Source organism: Agarivorans sp. Toyoura001, assembly GCF_005405585.1.
Taxonomy (GTDB): Bacteria; Pseudomonadota; Gammaproteobacteria; order Enterobacterales; family Celerinatantimonadaceae; genus Agarivorans.
On the sequence record NZ_BJEQ01000001.1, the window covers coordinates 433,267 to 448,940 of the forward strand.

At 45.2% G+C, this 15,674-nt stretch carries 18 protein-coding genes; 9 read left to right on the forward strand and 9 right to left on the reverse strand.

The window, feature by feature from the left end; genetic code table 11:
• The first annotated feature begins 1 nt into the window (after position 1).
• From FFR00_RS02015 to FFR00_RS02030, 4 genes are read left to right on the forward strand one after another with little or no spacing between them, the layout of a single operon-like run.
• On the forward strand, positions 2–1,042 hold the full coding sequence (locus FFR00_RS02015; protein WP_137671686.1) for an ABC transporter ATP-binding protein: 1,041 nt from the start codon (positions 2–4) through the stop codon (positions 1,040–1,042).
• Positions 1,032–1,805 (forward strand): MBL fold metallo-hydrolase, encoded by a 774-nt coding sequence (locus tag FFR00_RS02020; RefSeq protein WP_137671687.1) that lies wholly within the window; start codon positions 1,032–1,034, stop codon positions 1,803–1,805. The genes FFR00_RS02015 and FFR00_RS02020 overlap by 11 nt, the downstream gene beginning before the upstream one ends.
• Positions 1,795–2,607 (forward strand): inositol monophosphatase, encoded by an 813-nt coding sequence (locus FFR00_RS02025; RefSeq protein ID WP_137671688.1) that lies wholly within the window; start codon positions 1,795–1,797, stop codon positions 2,605–2,607. The genes FFR00_RS02020 and FFR00_RS02025 overlap by 11 nt, the downstream gene beginning before the upstream one ends.
• 4 nt (positions 2,608–2,611) lie before the next feature.
• Entirely contained in the window at positions 2,612–3,604 is a 993-nt protein-coding gene (locus FFR00_RS02030; protein WP_201798668.1) for a substrate-binding domain-containing protein, read from the forward strand.
• A 27-nt stretch (positions 3,605–3,631) separates the two neighbouring features.
• Here FFR00_RS02030 and FFR00_RS21745 read toward each other — a convergent pair whose 3' ends face one another.
• The 4 genes from FFR00_RS21745 to FFR00_RS02045 all read right to left on the reverse strand — a co-directional run bounded on the left by FFR00_RS21745 (position 3,632) and on the right by FFR00_RS02045 (position 6,045).
• Positions 3,632–3,802 (reverse strand): hypothetical protein, encoded by a 171-nt coding sequence (locus FFR00_RS21745; RefSeq protein WP_174235915.1) that lies wholly within the window; start codon positions 3,800–3,802, stop codon positions 3,632–3,634.
• Between the two features lie 139 nt (positions 3,803–3,941).
• Positions 3,942–4,259: a hypothetical protein gene (locus FFR00_RS02035; protein WP_137671690.1), complete on the reverse strand. Its 318-nt coding sequence runs from the start codon at positions 4,257–4,259 to the stop codon at positions 3,942–3,944.
• Between the two features lie 72 nt (positions 4,260–4,331).
• A complete protein-coding gene (locus tag FFR00_RS02040; protein WP_137671691.1) occupies positions 4,332–4,577 on the reverse strand; it encodes a peptidase in 246 nt (81 codons plus the stop codon).
• Between the two features lie 97 nt (positions 4,578–4,674).
• Positions 4,675–6,045 carry an MATE family efflux transporter gene (locus FFR00_RS02045; RefSeq protein WP_137671692.1) on the reverse strand — a complete coding sequence of 457 codons (1,371 nt, stop codon included), beginning with the start codon at positions 6,043–6,045 and terminating at the stop codon, positions 4,675–4,677.
• 101 nt (positions 6,046–6,146) lie between these two features.
• Here FFR00_RS02045 and FFR00_RS02050 point away from each other — a divergent pair, with 101 nt between their 5' ends.
• Positions 6,147–7,031: a LysR family transcriptional regulator gene (locus FFR00_RS02050; protein WP_137671693.1), complete on the forward strand. Its 885-nt coding sequence runs from the start codon at positions 6,147–6,149 to the stop codon at positions 7,029–7,031.
• Between the two features lie 23 nt (positions 7,032–7,054).
• Here the strand turns inward: FFR00_RS02050 and FFR00_RS02055 are convergent, their stop codons facing one another.
• Complete coding sequence (locus FFR00_RS02055; RefSeq protein ID WP_137671694.1) at positions 7,055–7,462, reverse strand: GFA family protein; 408 nt, start codon at positions 7,460–7,462, stop codon at positions 7,055–7,057.
• Positions 7,463–7,731: 269 nt separating this feature from the next.
• Here FFR00_RS02055 and FFR00_RS02060 point away from each other — a divergent pair, with 269 nt between their 5' ends.
• Positions 7,732–8,217 (forward strand): hypothetical protein, encoded by a 486-nt coding sequence (locus FFR00_RS02060; protein WP_137671695.1) that lies wholly within the window; start codon positions 7,732–7,734, stop codon positions 8,215–8,217.
• 45 nt (positions 8,218–8,262) lie between these two features.
• Here FFR00_RS02060 and FFR00_RS02065 read toward each other — a convergent pair whose 3' ends face one another.
• The 3 genes from FFR00_RS02065 to FFR00_RS02075 all read right to left on the reverse strand — a co-directional run bounded on the left by FFR00_RS02065 (position 8,263) and on the right by FFR00_RS02075 (position 11,321).
• Complete coding sequence (locus FFR00_RS02065) at positions 8,263–9,762, reverse strand: methyl-accepting chemotaxis protein (protein WP_154675866.1); 1,500 nt, start codon at positions 9,760–9,762, stop codon at positions 8,263–8,265.
• Positions 9,759–10,340 carry a hypothetical protein gene (locus tag FFR00_RS02070; RefSeq protein ID WP_137671696.1) on the reverse strand — a complete coding sequence of 194 codons (582 nt, stop codon included), beginning with the start codon at positions 10,338–10,340 and terminating at the stop codon, positions 9,759–9,761. The genes FFR00_RS02065 and FFR00_RS02070 overlap by 4 nt, the downstream gene beginning before the upstream one ends.
• 159 nt (positions 10,341–10,499) lie before the next feature.
• Complete coding sequence (locus FFR00_RS02075; RefSeq protein WP_137671697.1) at positions 10,500–11,321, reverse strand: SDR family oxidoreductase; 822 nt, start codon at positions 11,319–11,321, stop codon at positions 10,500–10,502.
• Between the two features lie 131 nt (positions 11,322–11,452).
• Here FFR00_RS02075 and FFR00_RS02080 point away from each other — a divergent pair, with 131 nt between their 5' ends.
• The 3 genes from FFR00_RS02080 (at position 11,453) to FFR00_RS02090 (ending at position 14,515) form a co-directional block, all read left to right on the forward strand.
• On the forward strand, positions 11,453–12,409 hold the full coding sequence (locus FFR00_RS02080; protein ID WP_137671698.1) for an AraC family transcriptional regulator: 957 nt from the start codon (positions 11,453–11,455) through the stop codon (positions 12,407–12,409).
• Positions 12,410–12,563: 154 nt separating this feature from the next.
• Positions 12,564–13,808 carry a cytochrome-c peroxidase gene (locus tag FFR00_RS02085; RefSeq protein ID WP_235836135.1) on the forward strand — a complete coding sequence of 415 codons (1,245 nt, stop codon included), beginning with the start codon at positions 12,564–12,566 and terminating at the stop codon, positions 13,806–13,808.
• A 149-nt stretch (positions 13,809–13,957) separates the two neighbouring features.
• On the forward strand, positions 13,958–14,515 hold the full coding sequence (locus FFR00_RS02090; RefSeq protein WP_137671699.1) for a VC2662 family protein: 558 nt from the start codon (positions 13,958–13,960) through the stop codon (positions 14,513–14,515).
• A 280-nt stretch (positions 14,516–14,795) separates the two neighbouring features.
• Here the strand turns inward: FFR00_RS02090 and FFR00_RS02095 are convergent, their stop codons facing one another.
• Positions 14,796–15,569, reverse strand: coding sequence for a fumarylacetoacetate hydrolase family protein (locus FFR00_RS02095; protein ID WP_137671700.1), 774 nt, complete (start codon positions 15,567–15,569; stop codon positions 14,796–14,798).
• Between the last annotated feature and the right edge of the window lie 105 nt (positions 15,570–15,674).

Below are 15,674 nucleotides of genomic sequence, written 5' to 3' on the forward strand. Positions count from 1 at the left end.
AATGAAAACTCTTGAAATAAAACAAGTTGGTAAAGCCTACAACGGCCACACAGTTATCCCAGAGATAAACTTAAGCATTAATGATGGTGAATTTGTGGTGTTTGTTGGACCCTCGGGCTGCGGAAAATCTACCCTGCTGCGCATGATTGCAGGCTTAGAATCGATCACCAAAGGCAGCATTGCCCTTAACGGCAAAACCCTAAATGGCGTGCATCCATCCGCCAGAGAAGTGGCCATGGTGTTTCAATCCTATGCACTTTATCCGCACTTGTCGGTAGAAAAAAACATGGCTTTTCCATTGCGTATGGCTGGCGTAAGCAAAAGTAAAACCAAGCAGTTGGTAAACGAAACCGCCGAAAAACTGCAACTAACCCCGCTGCTAAAACGCTTGCCGGGGGCATTATCTGGTGGACAACGCCAGCGGGTGGCAATTGGTCGCGCCATTGTGCGTGAGCCAGCTTTGTTTTTGTTTGATGAACCCTTGTCTAACCTAGATGCAAAACTTCGCAGCGAAATGCGGGTTTACTTAAAGCAGCTGCATCAGCAACTAAAAACCACCATGATTTATGTTACTCACGATCAAGTAGAGGCGATGACTCTCGCCGATAAAATAGTGGTGCTTAACCAAGGTGAGATTGCTCAAATTGGCGCACCAGAAACACTCTATAACCAACCGGCCAATAAGTTTGTCGCAGCGTTTATTGGCTCACCGGTGATGAACTTTATTCCACATGATGCGTTTAGCTCGCTGCTTAATCACATTAGCTTGCCTAGTAATACTCAATCGGTAGGTTTAAGGCCAAACCAAGTAACTGTTGATAAACTGCACCCCGATTGCCATATGACAATTTCGGTAGTTGAACCATTAGGCCACGCTCGGCTTTATTACGGCGAGCTAGCAGGTAGCCAGTTTGTAGTGGAAAGCAGCGAACTCTATAACTGTGGCCAACAGCTGCCGCTAAAACTGAGCGATTCAACACTACATTTTTTTGATCACAATGAGCAACGTATTAACGCACTAGAGGTATCTAATGCCGCATAAGTTTAGTGCCGAAGTGATTGGCTGTGGAGACGCTTACGACGGCCAGCATACCAATGCTAGTTTGTTACTCAAACAAGACTGTTTTAGTTTGCTAATAGACTGTGGACCGTCGGTACCCAAGGCACTATTTGCCAAGCAGATAACGCCAGAGCAAATTGACGCGGTGTATGTAACCCATAGTCACCCAGATCACTGCTTGGGCTTAACCAGCTTAATAAATTGGATGGATGCCCAAGGCCGTAAAAAGCCCATTTACATCATTGCCCAGCAAACCCAATGGGCAGTGCTAAAACCTTTAATTGAATTTGCTTATTGGCCGCAAACGCAGTTGGGTTTTCAAGTTATTTGGCAAGACAGCGCAACCACATCAACCATTGGTCCTTGGAGCATAAAAACTGCCGCGACTCGCCACGCAGTCAGCAATTTGAGTTTGCAACTAAGTAATACCGACCAACACCGCTTGTTTTATTCTGGCGATGGCCTGTTATCAGAGCAAGGCGAACAACTAGCGGCTCAATCAGACTGGGTATTTTTGGAATGTGAAACCTTAGAACACCACTCTAGCCATGGCTCTTGGCAAGATATTAAAGGCTTACCTTGTAAAGCAAATAGCCTGTGGCGGCTTTATCACATAGACCCAAGCGTACGAGCTAGGTTAGCCAAATTAGTCCAAACAACCGCAAACATCCGTTTGGCCGAAGAGGGAACAGTGTTATGCAGCATCGAGCATCCAACAAACCAAGGAACTAGCCATGTCGCCTAACTCACTAGACCGAATATTAGCCAGCGCCTTACCCATCGCAAAACACGCCGGTGAATTAGCTATAGATTGGTTTAAGCGACGCGACGCATTACTTATAACCAGCAAAGGTCACCAAGATTGGGTAAGCCAAGCTGATCAAGAGGTAGAAAGCTACCTTCGCCAAGCCTTGCTTAACGCTTTTCCCCAGCATCAATTTTTAGGTGAAGAAAATGGTGGCCGCTACCAGCCCCCTTGTTGGGTGGTTGACCCCATCGACGGCACGACCAACTTTCTTTATGGCCAAGCCGACTTCGTAGTTAGCCTAGCCTTCGCCGATGAACAAGGGCCTGCTTTAGGCATTATTGTCGCCCCTGCCCTGCAGCGACTACTTTACGCAGTGCGTGGCAAAGGTGCATTTGAAATAGTGGATGGAAAAGCTAAGGCACTAAAGCCGCGGGCAGCGGCCAAAGAACAGTTAGTGGTGGGTTTAAATCTTAACTATCAACCAGGCATTCCCCAGCAATATATGGCGCATAGCCAAGCACTAATTGATGCAGGCCACCAAGTAAGGGTTAATGGTTCAGCTGCTTGGGGCTTAACTCAAGTTGCCACTGGCGAGTTAGATGCCTGCTACATGGGGGAAGTAAATATCTGGGATGCCATGGCTGCCCAAATTATCTGCCAAGAAGCCAATCTAAGCACCGCTCCTCATCTTATTGAACAGCTGCATGGCCCTGTTTGGGCCTGGCCTAAAGATGCTGCGATTAGCGACTTACTAAGTATCGACAATCACAAGGAGCAAGCTCATCAATCAGTTAAATAAAAAAGTGACCGCATCTGATGTTGCCGCCCATTTAGGCCTATCACGTTCTGCGGTATCACGCGCTTTTACCGAAGGGGCCAGCATCAATCCAGCTAAGCGGGAAAAGATTTTGGCCGCAGCCAAAGAATTAAGTTACCAGCCTAACTTTTTGGCCCGTACCTTAAGCACCCCAGCAACCCGTTCACGCTCCCATTTAGTTGCGATTTTGATAAGTGATTTCTCCAACCCTTTTCAATCGTTTCTATTTGAGGAGCTTTCCACTACTTTGCAGCTTAATGGCAAGCAACCCATGCTATTAAATGTGAAACAAGCAGAAGACCTAGACGCCGCAATTTTACGTCTGTCAGGCTACCAAGTAGACGCCGTTATTGCGGTAATGGGCTCCCTACCAGCCGACAGCTTTGCGCAATGCCAAAAGCTCTCCTTACCCTTAATTACACTGGGCCGAGCCGACCAACGCGGTCTTATTCCTTCGGTACAAACCGACAACGTAGAGGCTGGTCGTTTAGCTGCCCAGCACTTATTAACCCAAGGCTTAAACAAACTTGGTTTTGTGGCTGGGCGTAGCGATGGTCAAGCCTCGATTGAACGTTACCAAGGCTTTTGCGAAATCCTCAGCCAACGAGGTGCAACGCCACCAATTCGTTTAGATGCAGGGCGCTATGGCTACAGCGCAGGTTTTGAGTTAGGCGTACGCTCTATAGACACACTACGGGAATTAGAAGGTATTTTCTGCGCCTCAGATGCGCTGGCGATGGGCTTAATAGATAGCTGCCGTGAAGTAAGTAAAGTTGCGATTCCAGAAATGCTGCGAGTGGTAGGCTGTGACGATGTACCACCAGCTTCTTGGCAAGGTTACCAGCTAAGCTCAATTGCTCAGCCGGTGCCAGAAATAGCCCAACAGGTTATGCAGCTATTGGAGAAAATGTGGCAGAAAGACGGAGATATCCCAATAATGACGAGGTTGGCGCCAAGCTTAAAAGTACGTAGAACCTAGCTTACTGAACACACCCATTACCCACAATTATTCGCGATTTTCGGAAGTTAACGACGCGGAATTTCGCGCTGCTGCTTTAGGTGCAAAAAAATCACAAGCTTGGCGGTCTGCCATTGTTGGTTGTTCCCACGCGCCACACAAATCTTTTTGGTTTTCGGGAGTTCGGGTAAATTGGCGACATTGCCCACACTTGCTCATTGCTCTATTCCTTGAGGCTACAAAAGTCTCAAAAGACTACTAAAATAAGCAGGCTAAGCAATTGATATAAATCATAATAATCAACAGTTTGCGCTAATTAGTAACGGTGAGAAAAGTAAAGAATAGCAGCATTAAGATACTAATTCTTACTGACTATGTTTTTAAGGGCTTTCGCGATAAGTGAATCGGTAATTTCTGTTATAAGCAGCCTAGCACCTAGTAAGGCTAGTAAAATAGACACAAGCAATAACCAGATTGAATAGCCAAATAAAAGGTATGTTCCACCACTTAATACAGCGATAAACCCAATACGCACCAAGTAGCGAATTACCATAAAAATTGGAAACGAAAAGCGGGCGTTAATGCTCTCTAGTGCTTGCTCCAGCAAAGTAAATTGCTGCTCGCGCGCTAAGTCTGAAATGTCGTCGAAATAATCAATGTACTGTTTAATATCCATATTTACTCAGCGGGTAGCGTATACAACTCAAAAGATGTGCCTACGCTACACCAGTAGCCAGCAGGATGCGAGTTAGCCCACTAAAAAATAACGCACAATGCCGTAGACATAAACAATAGAGAAGATGATGTTAATGTATTTAAGCTGACGTTCGCTATGCAACCACGCACAATAAATCCAAATTAAACAAAAAGGCAAGCTGACAAAAATAGTGAGTGGATACCAATCCTGCACAGCGGCCACAGTACTTACAATACCTAAGGCAAGCGCCAACCATTTCAATTCTTGTTCATATTTGGCAAGACTTTTCCCTGTCATTTACTGCTATTCCTTTTTAAATTAAAACGTTAATTCTGTGTTTGTTGGGTGTTTAAAGTGCTTACTGTCCAAACGCTTTGACCTAAGCTCGAGTGATTTACGAATTTAAACAGACCAAACTCGGCGCTGGCTCAGCCCTTTGCTGCAGATCGCGCAGATTAAAATACAACATCGGCAATACCACTGCGCTAAGCACTAAATTAGACAAAGGCACCGAAATCCAAATGCCTGTAACGCCAATAAACTGTGGCAATAGCCATAAAAATGGAAGCTGTATTAGCATGTTTCCCGCCGATACAAATAGCGCTTTTTTCGCCTCGCCCACTGCCATAAAGTAGACAGCGCTGATAAACAAAAAGCCATCTAAAAAGATGCCAGCTAAGTGCCAACGCACGCCGGCTTTACTGGCTTGCATTAAGGCTTCATCGCCACTAGAAAAAACCGCAATAAACCATTCTGGAAAGAGGTTAAGAAGCACCACAATGGCAATACCAGAGCCCACTGTCACCGAAAATGCTAAGGTAACGGTTTGAGCAATTTTATTGATTTGTTTTGCCCCTAAGTAATAACTTACTGGCGGCTGCAAACCACTGGCGACGCCTTCGGCAAAGAAGTAATACACACTGCCTAGGTAACCCACTATGGCAAAAGCCGCTACATGAGTGGCCGAGGCATAGCTCATAAACAATTTATTGTGCAAGGCCATCACAAAGCCAAAGTACACAAACATCATTAAGCTAGAAGACCCCAGCTGTATCATGCGTGATGCACTAGTCCATTCAAACCGGCTGCCTTTTAATGGCGTATTAGCTTGAGCTGAGAAAAAGTAATGCACGCAACATAAGCTAGTGACTGACTGGGCGATTAAGGTTGCAATAGCTGCGCCGCGTAAGCCCATAGAAAAATGCGCGAGAAACAAGTAATCCAACCCAATGTTCAGTAAAGCGCCTAGCACAATAAACAAGGTGGCCAAATTGGGTTTGTCGTCATTTCGAACCAGCAATGGCAAAGCACTTGCCGCGATAGACACTAACGCCCCGGCCGACATAATGCCCAAATATTGCTGCGCCATGTTTTGCGCTTCGCCCTCTGCGCCTTGCAGAGCAATTAAGCGAGAGTCACCAAATTGCAGAACTATGCTAATTAGCAATCCCAATAGCACCACCAGCAACAAGGCTGAAGCTAAACTATTCTGGCAGGCTCGGTCGTTGTTCTCTCCTCGATACATTGACAACATACTGCCGCCACCCATGCCAATCATTAGGCCCACACCGGTAACTAGCGCCATAACGGGAATAGACATATTAATGCCTGCAAGCCCTTGCGCGCCCACATAATGCCCTACAAAAATGCCGTCGATAACTTGATACAAGCCACTCACTAACATCGCCACTACAGACGGAATAGCAAAGCGCCAAAAGTTAGCACTTACCGATTGCTCATTAGGGATAGAAATAGACTGCTGCATGCCACTCACTCAAGGTTAAGACCGAGTATTATAGTTGATTTAAAGATACATAAGAGTTAGCTTCTATCCGCATATCGGATAGATAAGAAAAGTGAGTTAGTATGAATTGGAGCATTGATCAGCTACAAGCCTTTGTAAGTGCAGCACAATTAGGCTCATTTTCGGCTGCTGCTCGCAAACTAGGTAAAGCACAGTCACGCATTAGCAGCGCCATTGCTAATTTAGAAGCCGATTTAGGTTTCGAGCTTTACGATCGCAGTGCCAAGCTGCCGGTTCTTACCGCCCTTGGTCAACAAATGCTGCCTGAGGCTCAACAGGTATTAGAACAATGTCATCGATTACAGTCGCGCGCTTTAACCGCCGCCAATAAAGAGCCAATAGCTTTAAAAATCGCGATTGATGAAGCGATTCCTATTGAAGCTATTCATTCGATGTTTATGCGTTTAGGCGAGCAGTTTCCTTACCTACAGCTAACGGTAACCAACGGTACCCAAGACGACATCTCGGCGGCGATAGAAAATAGACAGCTAGATATTGGCTTAATGCTGAGTCAAAAAGCCTTGCCAGACAACGTGATGTTTGGCTCGTTAGGCTATTTTGAATTAGCGCTAATTGTGGGTAAACAGCACCCTTTCGTTGAGCTAGAATCACTGCGTTATCAGGACCTACAACAGTATCGGCAGCTAGTGCAGTGTAACCGTGCTGGTCTGGGTAGCTCTGTTCCTATTAGCCCCAGCCATTGGTATATCGACAGCTACTATTTAATTAGTGAGTTGGTGGCCAAAAACCAAGGCTGGGCCTTTGTACCCAAGCATATTGCGCAAAATGATTGGATAAAAGATGCCATTCAAGTGGTGCATTGTGATTCATTATTAGCAAATATGAAGTTTGAAATTGGCATAGTAAAACGCTGCGATAGCCCAGACAGTAAACTCACTACTTGGTTGGTGAACGAATTACTTAAACTGCTCGACGATGGGCGCTAGCTAGTCTCTACTTCTCATCTTACTTAAAAGCGCGAGTCCTCGTATTCATCGTTACGAATGAGGTCTGCATCTAAGTCTTCCCAATTAGCTTTAGAGCTAACAAAGTTGTGTGATGTTGGCCGCTCAACTATCGCCGAATCAAGCATGCCTAAGCGTATTCTTAAGCGACTAGGATCCGCTTGGTTGGAACTATAAATAGGTGATGCGCATACTTTGCAAAAATGCCTCACCTTCCCCGGAGAGGTTTGATAGTGACCAAAATCTTCGACCCCTTCTAGCACTTTGAATCCTTTGGTCGCCACAAAGCCATTGGTAGCAAATGCAGTGCCACTGTTTTTTCTACATAAAGAACAATGGCAATGAATAATTGAATTGATACCTCCCGATATTTCAACTTGAATAGCCCCACACAAACAACTTCCTTGATACATAGTTTTTCCCTTTTCTTTACATCAACTTAATGTCACAGACATTAACATTGGCTCAGCTCACAATTACACGATACAGCGTAAACTTATATAGATTTATAGTATAAAAACACTAAAATCCTCACCCTAACATCAAATTGGCCAACCAAAAGATAAATCGTTAAACCAATTTACTACTATATACCCAAACGTAGCGGCGGCTAAGTGCTCTCTATTTGGCTTGCTTAGTGTTGCTAAGTTTTACCTTTAAACATCAAGGACGAAAAATATCCATGCTTAAGAAAAGTGTTATAGCCCTTTCTATTCTATTAGCGTCAGGCTGCTCAAGTATCGTTAGTGACAGTAAGTATTTAGTGGCTATTGATTCTACTCCCAGCCAAGCCAGCTTCTCTATTAAAAACAGAGCCGGAGTAACAGTTCAGAATGGACAAACACCAGAAACCCTTACGTTAAAGGCTTCTGCTGGTTTTTTTAAAGGCGAAACCTACCAGCTAGTATTTAATAAAGAAGGTTATGAAGAACAAATTATCGAGCTTAAAAGCAGTGTAGACGGTTGGTATTTTGGTAACATTTTGTTTGGCGGCTTAATCGGCATGTTAATCGTAGATCCAGCAACAGGTGCCATGTACAAGTTGCCAGAAAATGCCATTGCCGAGCTAACAGAAAGCGAAAAAGAAAACAAAGAATCGCTTACTATTGCCATGCTAAACAGTATTCCTGAACAGCAGCAAGCGCAGTTAATTCCGTTAACTGAGTAGCGATAATAAACGGCAAAGGCCTATACTTTGCCGTTTAGCAATAAATTACACCTGAGTTTGATACACAGCAACACGCTGCTCTAACGATGCCAGAGTATTAGCAACTGTGCTGGCCGTTTCAGCTAACAACTGACTTTGCCCCATCAGCGTTTCATTCTTATCTCTAATCTCATTAATGCTTCGTTCAATTTGATCACATGCGTCAGTTTGCTCTGAAGTACTGCTAGCAATTTGTGCATTCACATCGCGCATGTCACTCACGCTTCGATTAATTAACGATAAAGTACTGCCACCGGTTTCTATCTTGGCTTTGGATTCGTCGGAATACACTAAGCCTTTTTGCATTGAATCAACCACTTGTGAAGCATTCGTTTGTAGCGTGTCGATTATTTGATTCACCTCTCCAGTAGACTTTTGCGTGCGCGCAGCCAGCGCCCGCACCTCATCGGCCACTACGGCAAAGCCCCTGCCTAATTCTCCGGCTCGAGCGGCTTCAATGGCAGCGTTCAAGGCCAATAAGTTAGTTTGCTCTGAAATGGCTTTAATCACCTCAATCACCGCATTAATCCCTTGAACGTTATCGTTCAGCTGTCTGGTATATACCTCAGACTCACTCAGCAGTTTATTCAAGGTTTGAGTGGCCTCCACCGACTCGCCTACTTGCTGCGAACCAGACTTAATCTGTGTCTCTACCGATTCAGCGGCGCCTGCGGCATGCTCTGCGTTATCAGATACATTTCGTGCAGCTTGAGATAATTCTACCGATGCACTGGCTACCGAATCACTCTGCTCCATTTGCTGCAATACAACGTTTTTAGTCTCAGCACTTTGTTGATTTAGCCCACTCACCAAACCATTAATATCCACAATCGATTGTTTTAAGTCGCCAAATAAGGCGTTAAATTCACTAATTAAGGTATTAAAAGCGATAACCGTGGGGTGCTCTTTGTTGTTGTTGATAGTCGCCGTTAAATCTTTGTTGGCAGCCAGCTTACCTACCGCCACAATGATTGAATTGGACACCTTGGCATCTTTGGCCATATTAATCGCGTAAAACACCAATACCCCGCTTTCAAATACCACAAAGGCCGCATGCTCAATAGCGGTTCCCCAAGAGCAGCCAGTGGCATATATCATCAGTGGAACATCTGCCACTGTTACGCCACTCAACTGCATATAAGTAAAAACGAGGTGGTGCACGGCAATAATGCCCGCAGCAGCAATTATCGGTAACCAATCTTTATAAATAAGCACAAATGCAAGGGCGGCAAAAATATGAAAATGCATCTCCAATCGGCCAAGCTGGGCTTGAATCATCACCATGGAATACACCATCAACAGCATAGCGTTAATGCATGAAGACACTCGACTGCCGCGCAAATACGCGTAATTAAGTAACGCAATAATCGATATTAGCATCGACATCGTTAAGGCAAAACTATGGCTGGCAAAACCAATCGGCACTAATAGTCCCACTACCGGAAGGTGAGCCAATAAGATATACAGCACTTGCTTATCTGCTAATTGCGCAGGGTTTGCGTTCATAGTATTTCACCTTGTTGTAATTGTTTGAAATCCTGTATTACTTTGTCTATTTCAAGATTCACTTGGGTATAAACTAGGCTTACCTCACCACGAGGATCGAGCAAATACAGATAAGCCGAATGATCGACAATTTGAGCATCGAAGTTGCTTGCAACATACCCAGGAAATTGCTGAGACACTTCTGTGGCCTGCTGAAAATTAGCCACCTGACGAAACAGCACATTGTCTACAGAATGCTCGGCCACGACATTGGACGCCGAACCTGCTACTAAGTCTACGTAAAGAAACTGTGCCTGCTTGAGCTGATTTGAATTAGCCAGTGCGGCTAAGTTGAGAAGTTGCCGAGGACAAGCTTGGCTGCAGCCCTGAAAGCCTAAAAACAAATAAGTGAAGCGCCCTTGATAATCACTTAAAGACTCACCATTGTTCAGTTGAATATTGTAAGCCGCGGCATTACTGCCATGACCATAAAACTCACTAGAGTGAATCAGCGGCATAACAAAGGGAAACGCGAAGGCAATCGCTATAGGGCAAGTAAGCAATAAGCCAGCGCGTAATCTAAAGAGAAAGCTTTTCATGTATTGAGCATAGTTGTCCTATGTTTATTAACCCAGTTATCAACGTCTTGAATACCAAGCCTTTGCGCCTGCTATTCGCGCTAAGCTCAAACCTTCACCTAGGTAAGTCAGTGAGGAACGATAGCAAACGGCACATTGCTCCCCACTGGCTGGCACTAATTATGACCACATATCTTGCGCTGCTGTTGCGCTTACATAGTCTGCGAATGATTTAGCGGGTCGCCCAAGCGCTTGCTCGACCCCGTGACACAAATGGCTATTTCGGCCATCCATTACTTCGCTAAATAACTCATTCATTAACCACAGCATATCGTCTGGGAATTGCTGTTGTTTTAAAGCCCCCACAAACTGCTCTACGCTGAGTTCAACAAACTCAATGGGGCGCTGTTTGGCATTAGCGATCATTGCCACACATTCTCGTAGACTCAGCAGCTCGGGCCCTGTTACCTCAAACAGTTGATTGTGTAATGCCGGTTGGGTTAAACACGCTACCGCCACTTCAGCAATGTCGTCTACATCAACAAAAGGCTCTAGTACATCTGCGCGTGGTAGCGCCACTTGGCCACTGTTTACCGACTCAATTAAAAAGCCTTCGCTAAAGTTTTGCGAAAACCAGCTAGCGCGCACTACATTCCAGCTTAAGCCGCTTTTAATTAACTGTCGCTCGGCAGCAACCGCGCCATCTTCCCCGCGCCCCGAGAGCAAAACAACATGTTGAATGCCGGCTTGTTTTGCATGCTCAATAAACTCAGCAATCGCCGCTTGTGCAGCGGGTACTGCTAAATCGGGTTGGTAACATACATACGCTGAATCACAGCCCTGCATAGCGGCTTGCCAAGTGCTAGGGTTTAACCAATCAAAAGAGGGAGACGTAGAGCGAGATACCCCACGGGTAAGGCGCCCAGCCTCTGTTAATAAACTATTTACGCGTCGACCAGTTTTACCGTTTACGCCAACAATCAAAGTTGTGTGTGAAGTCATTTGGGTGCTCCTAGTTAAAGATAAGTAAGTAGTGGCTCATCCACGGGCTTAGTATCGCGTGTTAAAACTGGATACTTAATGCTTATACATCTACAATTTTTAACTATTCGTCCTAAATAGCCGTAATCTCTATGCCATCAGCAACCAGGGTTAACACACCGGTGTTTCCACAAGCCAACGATCCTTTGGGCGAGACTCTGCACCAACTACGCGTAGATGGCAGCCTTTATTGCCGCTCAACGGTGCGTGGCGACTGGTCACTCGACATGCCTATTCTGCCGGGTAAATTAATGATTCATATCGTAACCAAAGGCCAATGCTGGTTGAGCATAGAGGGCCTAGCACCTCAGCGACTTAAGCAAGGGACTTTAGTATTGGTGCCCCATGCCAAAGGCCATAGCTTAAGCAGCGATCCACAACTTACTCCCACGCCGCTGTTTGATGCTGGCGTGGAACGGATAAGTGAGCGTTACGAAGTACTTAAGATCAACCAAACGGGCGAACTCACCGAGGTAACCTGTGGGGTTCTAGGCTTTGATTTACTGGCTGCCCAGCGGCTTATTCAGCAGCTACCGCCAGTGCTGGTATTGCAACACACCGAGCTGGGACACCAAGATTGGTTAAGTAGCAGCTTGGCGCTTATTTCGTCTGAAGCTGAGCAGCTAAGGCCAGGTGGAGAAACCATTATTACTCACCTGGCCGACATACTGGTGATTCAGCTCATTCGCCATTGGATTGAGCAATCCCCCCAAGCCAGCGAAGGTTGGTTAGGCGCGCTACGCGACAAACACATAGGCATTGCCTTACGCGCCATTCACCACCAGCCAGAACGAAATTGGACAGTAAATTCATTAGCGCAAGAGTGTGGCATGTCACGCTCTGGTTTTTCTGCTCGCTTTACCCAGCTTATTGGCAACAGCGTTAAAAACTACCTGACTGAATGGCGAATGAACTTAGCTCACCAACGCTTAAAGCAGCAACGCATCCCTTTAATGGTGTTAGCTGAAGAGCTGGGCTACAACTCTGAAGCCGCCTTTTCGCGCGCCTTTAAACGAGTGATGGGAATATCCCCCGGCAAAATTGTTTAGCCTAAGCAGGCTTTGGTTTCGCAAAAAGCGCTTAGCGAATACAGCCCGCTAATTTGCGGAAACTCGTCACATTATTAACAGAGTTTGCGCTGGTTTACGTATCTTTACACAGCAACTGTTATGTTAAAAAAAAGGATTTTTAAGGTACATTTCAGTGAAGAACAAGCACATTGCGTTACAACTAAGCATGGTTTTACTACTCGGCGCATGCGGTGGAGGAGGTGAATCCAGCAGCAACAACGATGACTCAGAGACTATTCCACCAGGTATCGAAACAGAAACTGAACTCAACTTACCCAGTGAACACTTTAATTACGCCAACATTGCGCTGCCAACGCACTACACCGAAAACAACTTCCCCGCGCAATCTCAGTTTCAACATGCCGCTATTGAATTCGACAATACCCCAGTAGACAACCCAATAACCGATGCCGGTGCAACCCTAGGCCGAGTATTGTTTTACGACAAAAAACTGAGTGCCAATGGCACTACGGCCTGCGCTTCTTGCCACTTAGCCGAGCACGGCTTTTCCGATCCCAAGGTACTCAGCCAAGGCTTTAACGGTGAGCTAACCCGTCGTCATTCGATGAGCATAGTCAATGCGCGCTTTTACTTTAGCGGCAGCTTCTTTTGGGACGAACGTGCCGCCACCTTAGAAGAGCAAGTACTTATGCCTTTTCAAGACCCGGTAGAAATGGGGCTTATTTTAGCCGAGTTAGAAGAAATAGTGGCTAATCAAGCCTATTACCCTGCGCTATTTAACGATGCCTTTGGCGACCAAAGCATTTCAAGTGACCGCATATCAAAAGCCTTGGCACAGTTTATAAGAAGCATGGTAAGCACCACCGCCAAATACGATATCGCTAGAGCCGAAGTACAATCTCCACGCTTGGATTTTCCCGGCTTTAGCGCTCAAGAAAACCTTGGCAAAGATCTTTTCCTTCTACCAAGAGAGCTTGAAAATGGTGACAGTGCTAACTGCGCCGGATGCCATGTAAGCGAAGCCTTTGTTGGCCCGATACCAAATGGCCCAGTAGGTACGACTACATCAACCGTTAACGGGATAGATGCAGAATCTAGTGACGATTTAGGTATTGCAGAAACCACCGGCACAGCTAACGATAACGGTAAATTTAAAGCGCCGTCACTGCGTAACATTGCCATTCGCCCGCCCTATATGCACGACGGCCGTTTTACCAACTTAGATGAAGTAATAGAGCACTACAGCAGCGGTATTCAGCTTCATCCCAATTTAAGAGCGCCATTATTAGGCTCAGATGGCCAAGCGGTAAAATTCAACTTTAGCGAAGATGAAAAACAAGCACTGATCGCGTTTTTAAACACCCTAAGCGACCACGATATGCTGGCCGATGAGAAATACAGCGATCCATTTAACTAGGAACAAATAGTTTACACAGGACGTATAGTAGATATAAGCAATGCGGTATTTCAATTACCTATCTCTAATGTATACTTCGCGCCCTATTTAATTGACTAACACATTGATATGAGAGCAAAGATATCGATGTGTATTTTGGAGATTTACCTTTGAAAAAATTCATCCCTGCTTTAGCTTTAGCTGCTTTTGTCTCTGCCCCTGCAATGGCTAGCGCACCTGTTATGTTCTCAACAATGAATGGCTACAATGCACCTGATGCTGACGCTGTTGGCGGCGTACGTTTATCGGTTCTTCACGGCCAGGTAGACGAAGTAAAAGGTGTGGATTTTTCTGTACTAGGTATGTCTGAAACCAAACGCACCACCGGTGTTAACTTTGGTTTATTCTTTGGTGGCGCTAAAGTGACCGAAGAAATGAAAGGTGCTTCTTTAGGTTTGTTTAACTGGAACACTGGCTCAACTACCGGTGTTAACTTAGCGGCAGTGAACGTAACTAACGATGTGAATGGCTTAAACTGGAGTGCGGTTAACTACTCTGAAGGCTACACCAAAGCAGATATAGGTGTTGCCAGTATTTCTGAAAAATCTAACTTCCAGTTAGGCATATTCAACAAAACAAATACTATTGACGGCGTTCAAATTGGTTTAATCAACTGTGCAGACAATGGTTTCTTCAAGTGTTTCCCAATTATTAACTTTGCTAAATAAATAGCACTGAGTTAATCGCTAATAAGGGAAAGGCCAAGCATAGTTTTTCCCTTTTTTATTGCCCTATAACCTTACCACCTTCCTCTAACTTGCGGTTTCATGGCCACATCACAGCCCTCTAAAGCTTCTGCCATTTATTTAAGCGCCCTCATTAAAGAACAGCCTATACCCATTACTTTAAAGGCCTGCATTAACCCCAAAGGCTAACAGTAAACATAAAAAAAGAGCCCCTAAGGCTCTTTTCTAGATGAAAGCTTGTTTACCAAAGCATTCGGTAAGCCTAGCTAGCTTGGGCTTTTACCAGCTTAACTTGATAAGCGCCTAAATCTTGGTACTCAATCAAGGTATCAACATCAAACTCCAACTCTACAATGCCAGCGTAAGAGCCAGTAATAAGCGCTTCTCCTGCCTTAAAGCTTACGCCTCGCTTGCTCATAAAGTTAATTAGCCAGTAAATAGGGCTGACAGGGTGTTGATTTGGGTGTTTGCCCTCAAAGCTTTGTTTGTTGTCGTTTTGACTAAGGCTTAGTTGAATGCTGCTGGCGGCAAACGCCTTGGCTTTATCTAGTTTAGGCCCCAAGTACAAACCTCGGTTAACTAAGCCATCGGCTAGCACTTCTAAAAAAGCAGCCTCTTCACTGTCGGCAAAGCGACGCTGAATAAGTTCTAAAGCCATGTGGCAATCGCCAATCGCGTCGTTAATCTGCGCTTCGCTGTAATCATCAGCTTGAGCCGGTAAGTCTTTAGCGAGAACAAAAGCGATTTCTGGTTCAATTTTGGCAATGCCAGTATCGGCCATTAGCTCACACTGAGCACCGCTTTGCACATCGGCAGTGAAAATAGGCGCCACAATCACTTTGTCTTCTGCTGGCGGCAATAAACACTTCCAACCACCAATCTTATCGTGGCGTAATTCTGCCATTGCCGCTTGTATCTCTAGCGCGTCATCAATGGTGTGAGGGCGAAGTTCAGGCGCTAAACGCGCAACTTTTTGATCGGTATTGCGATTGCTAAGTAATACCTTAGCGGCTTGCAGGCTAGTGTCTTTGTTCATTACAGGATCTTATTGATGGAAACGAGTAAAAACATGATACAAGGGTATTTGTATGATAAAAAGGATATTGATCTCAGGACAGTAAATAAAATCACTCTTTAGATT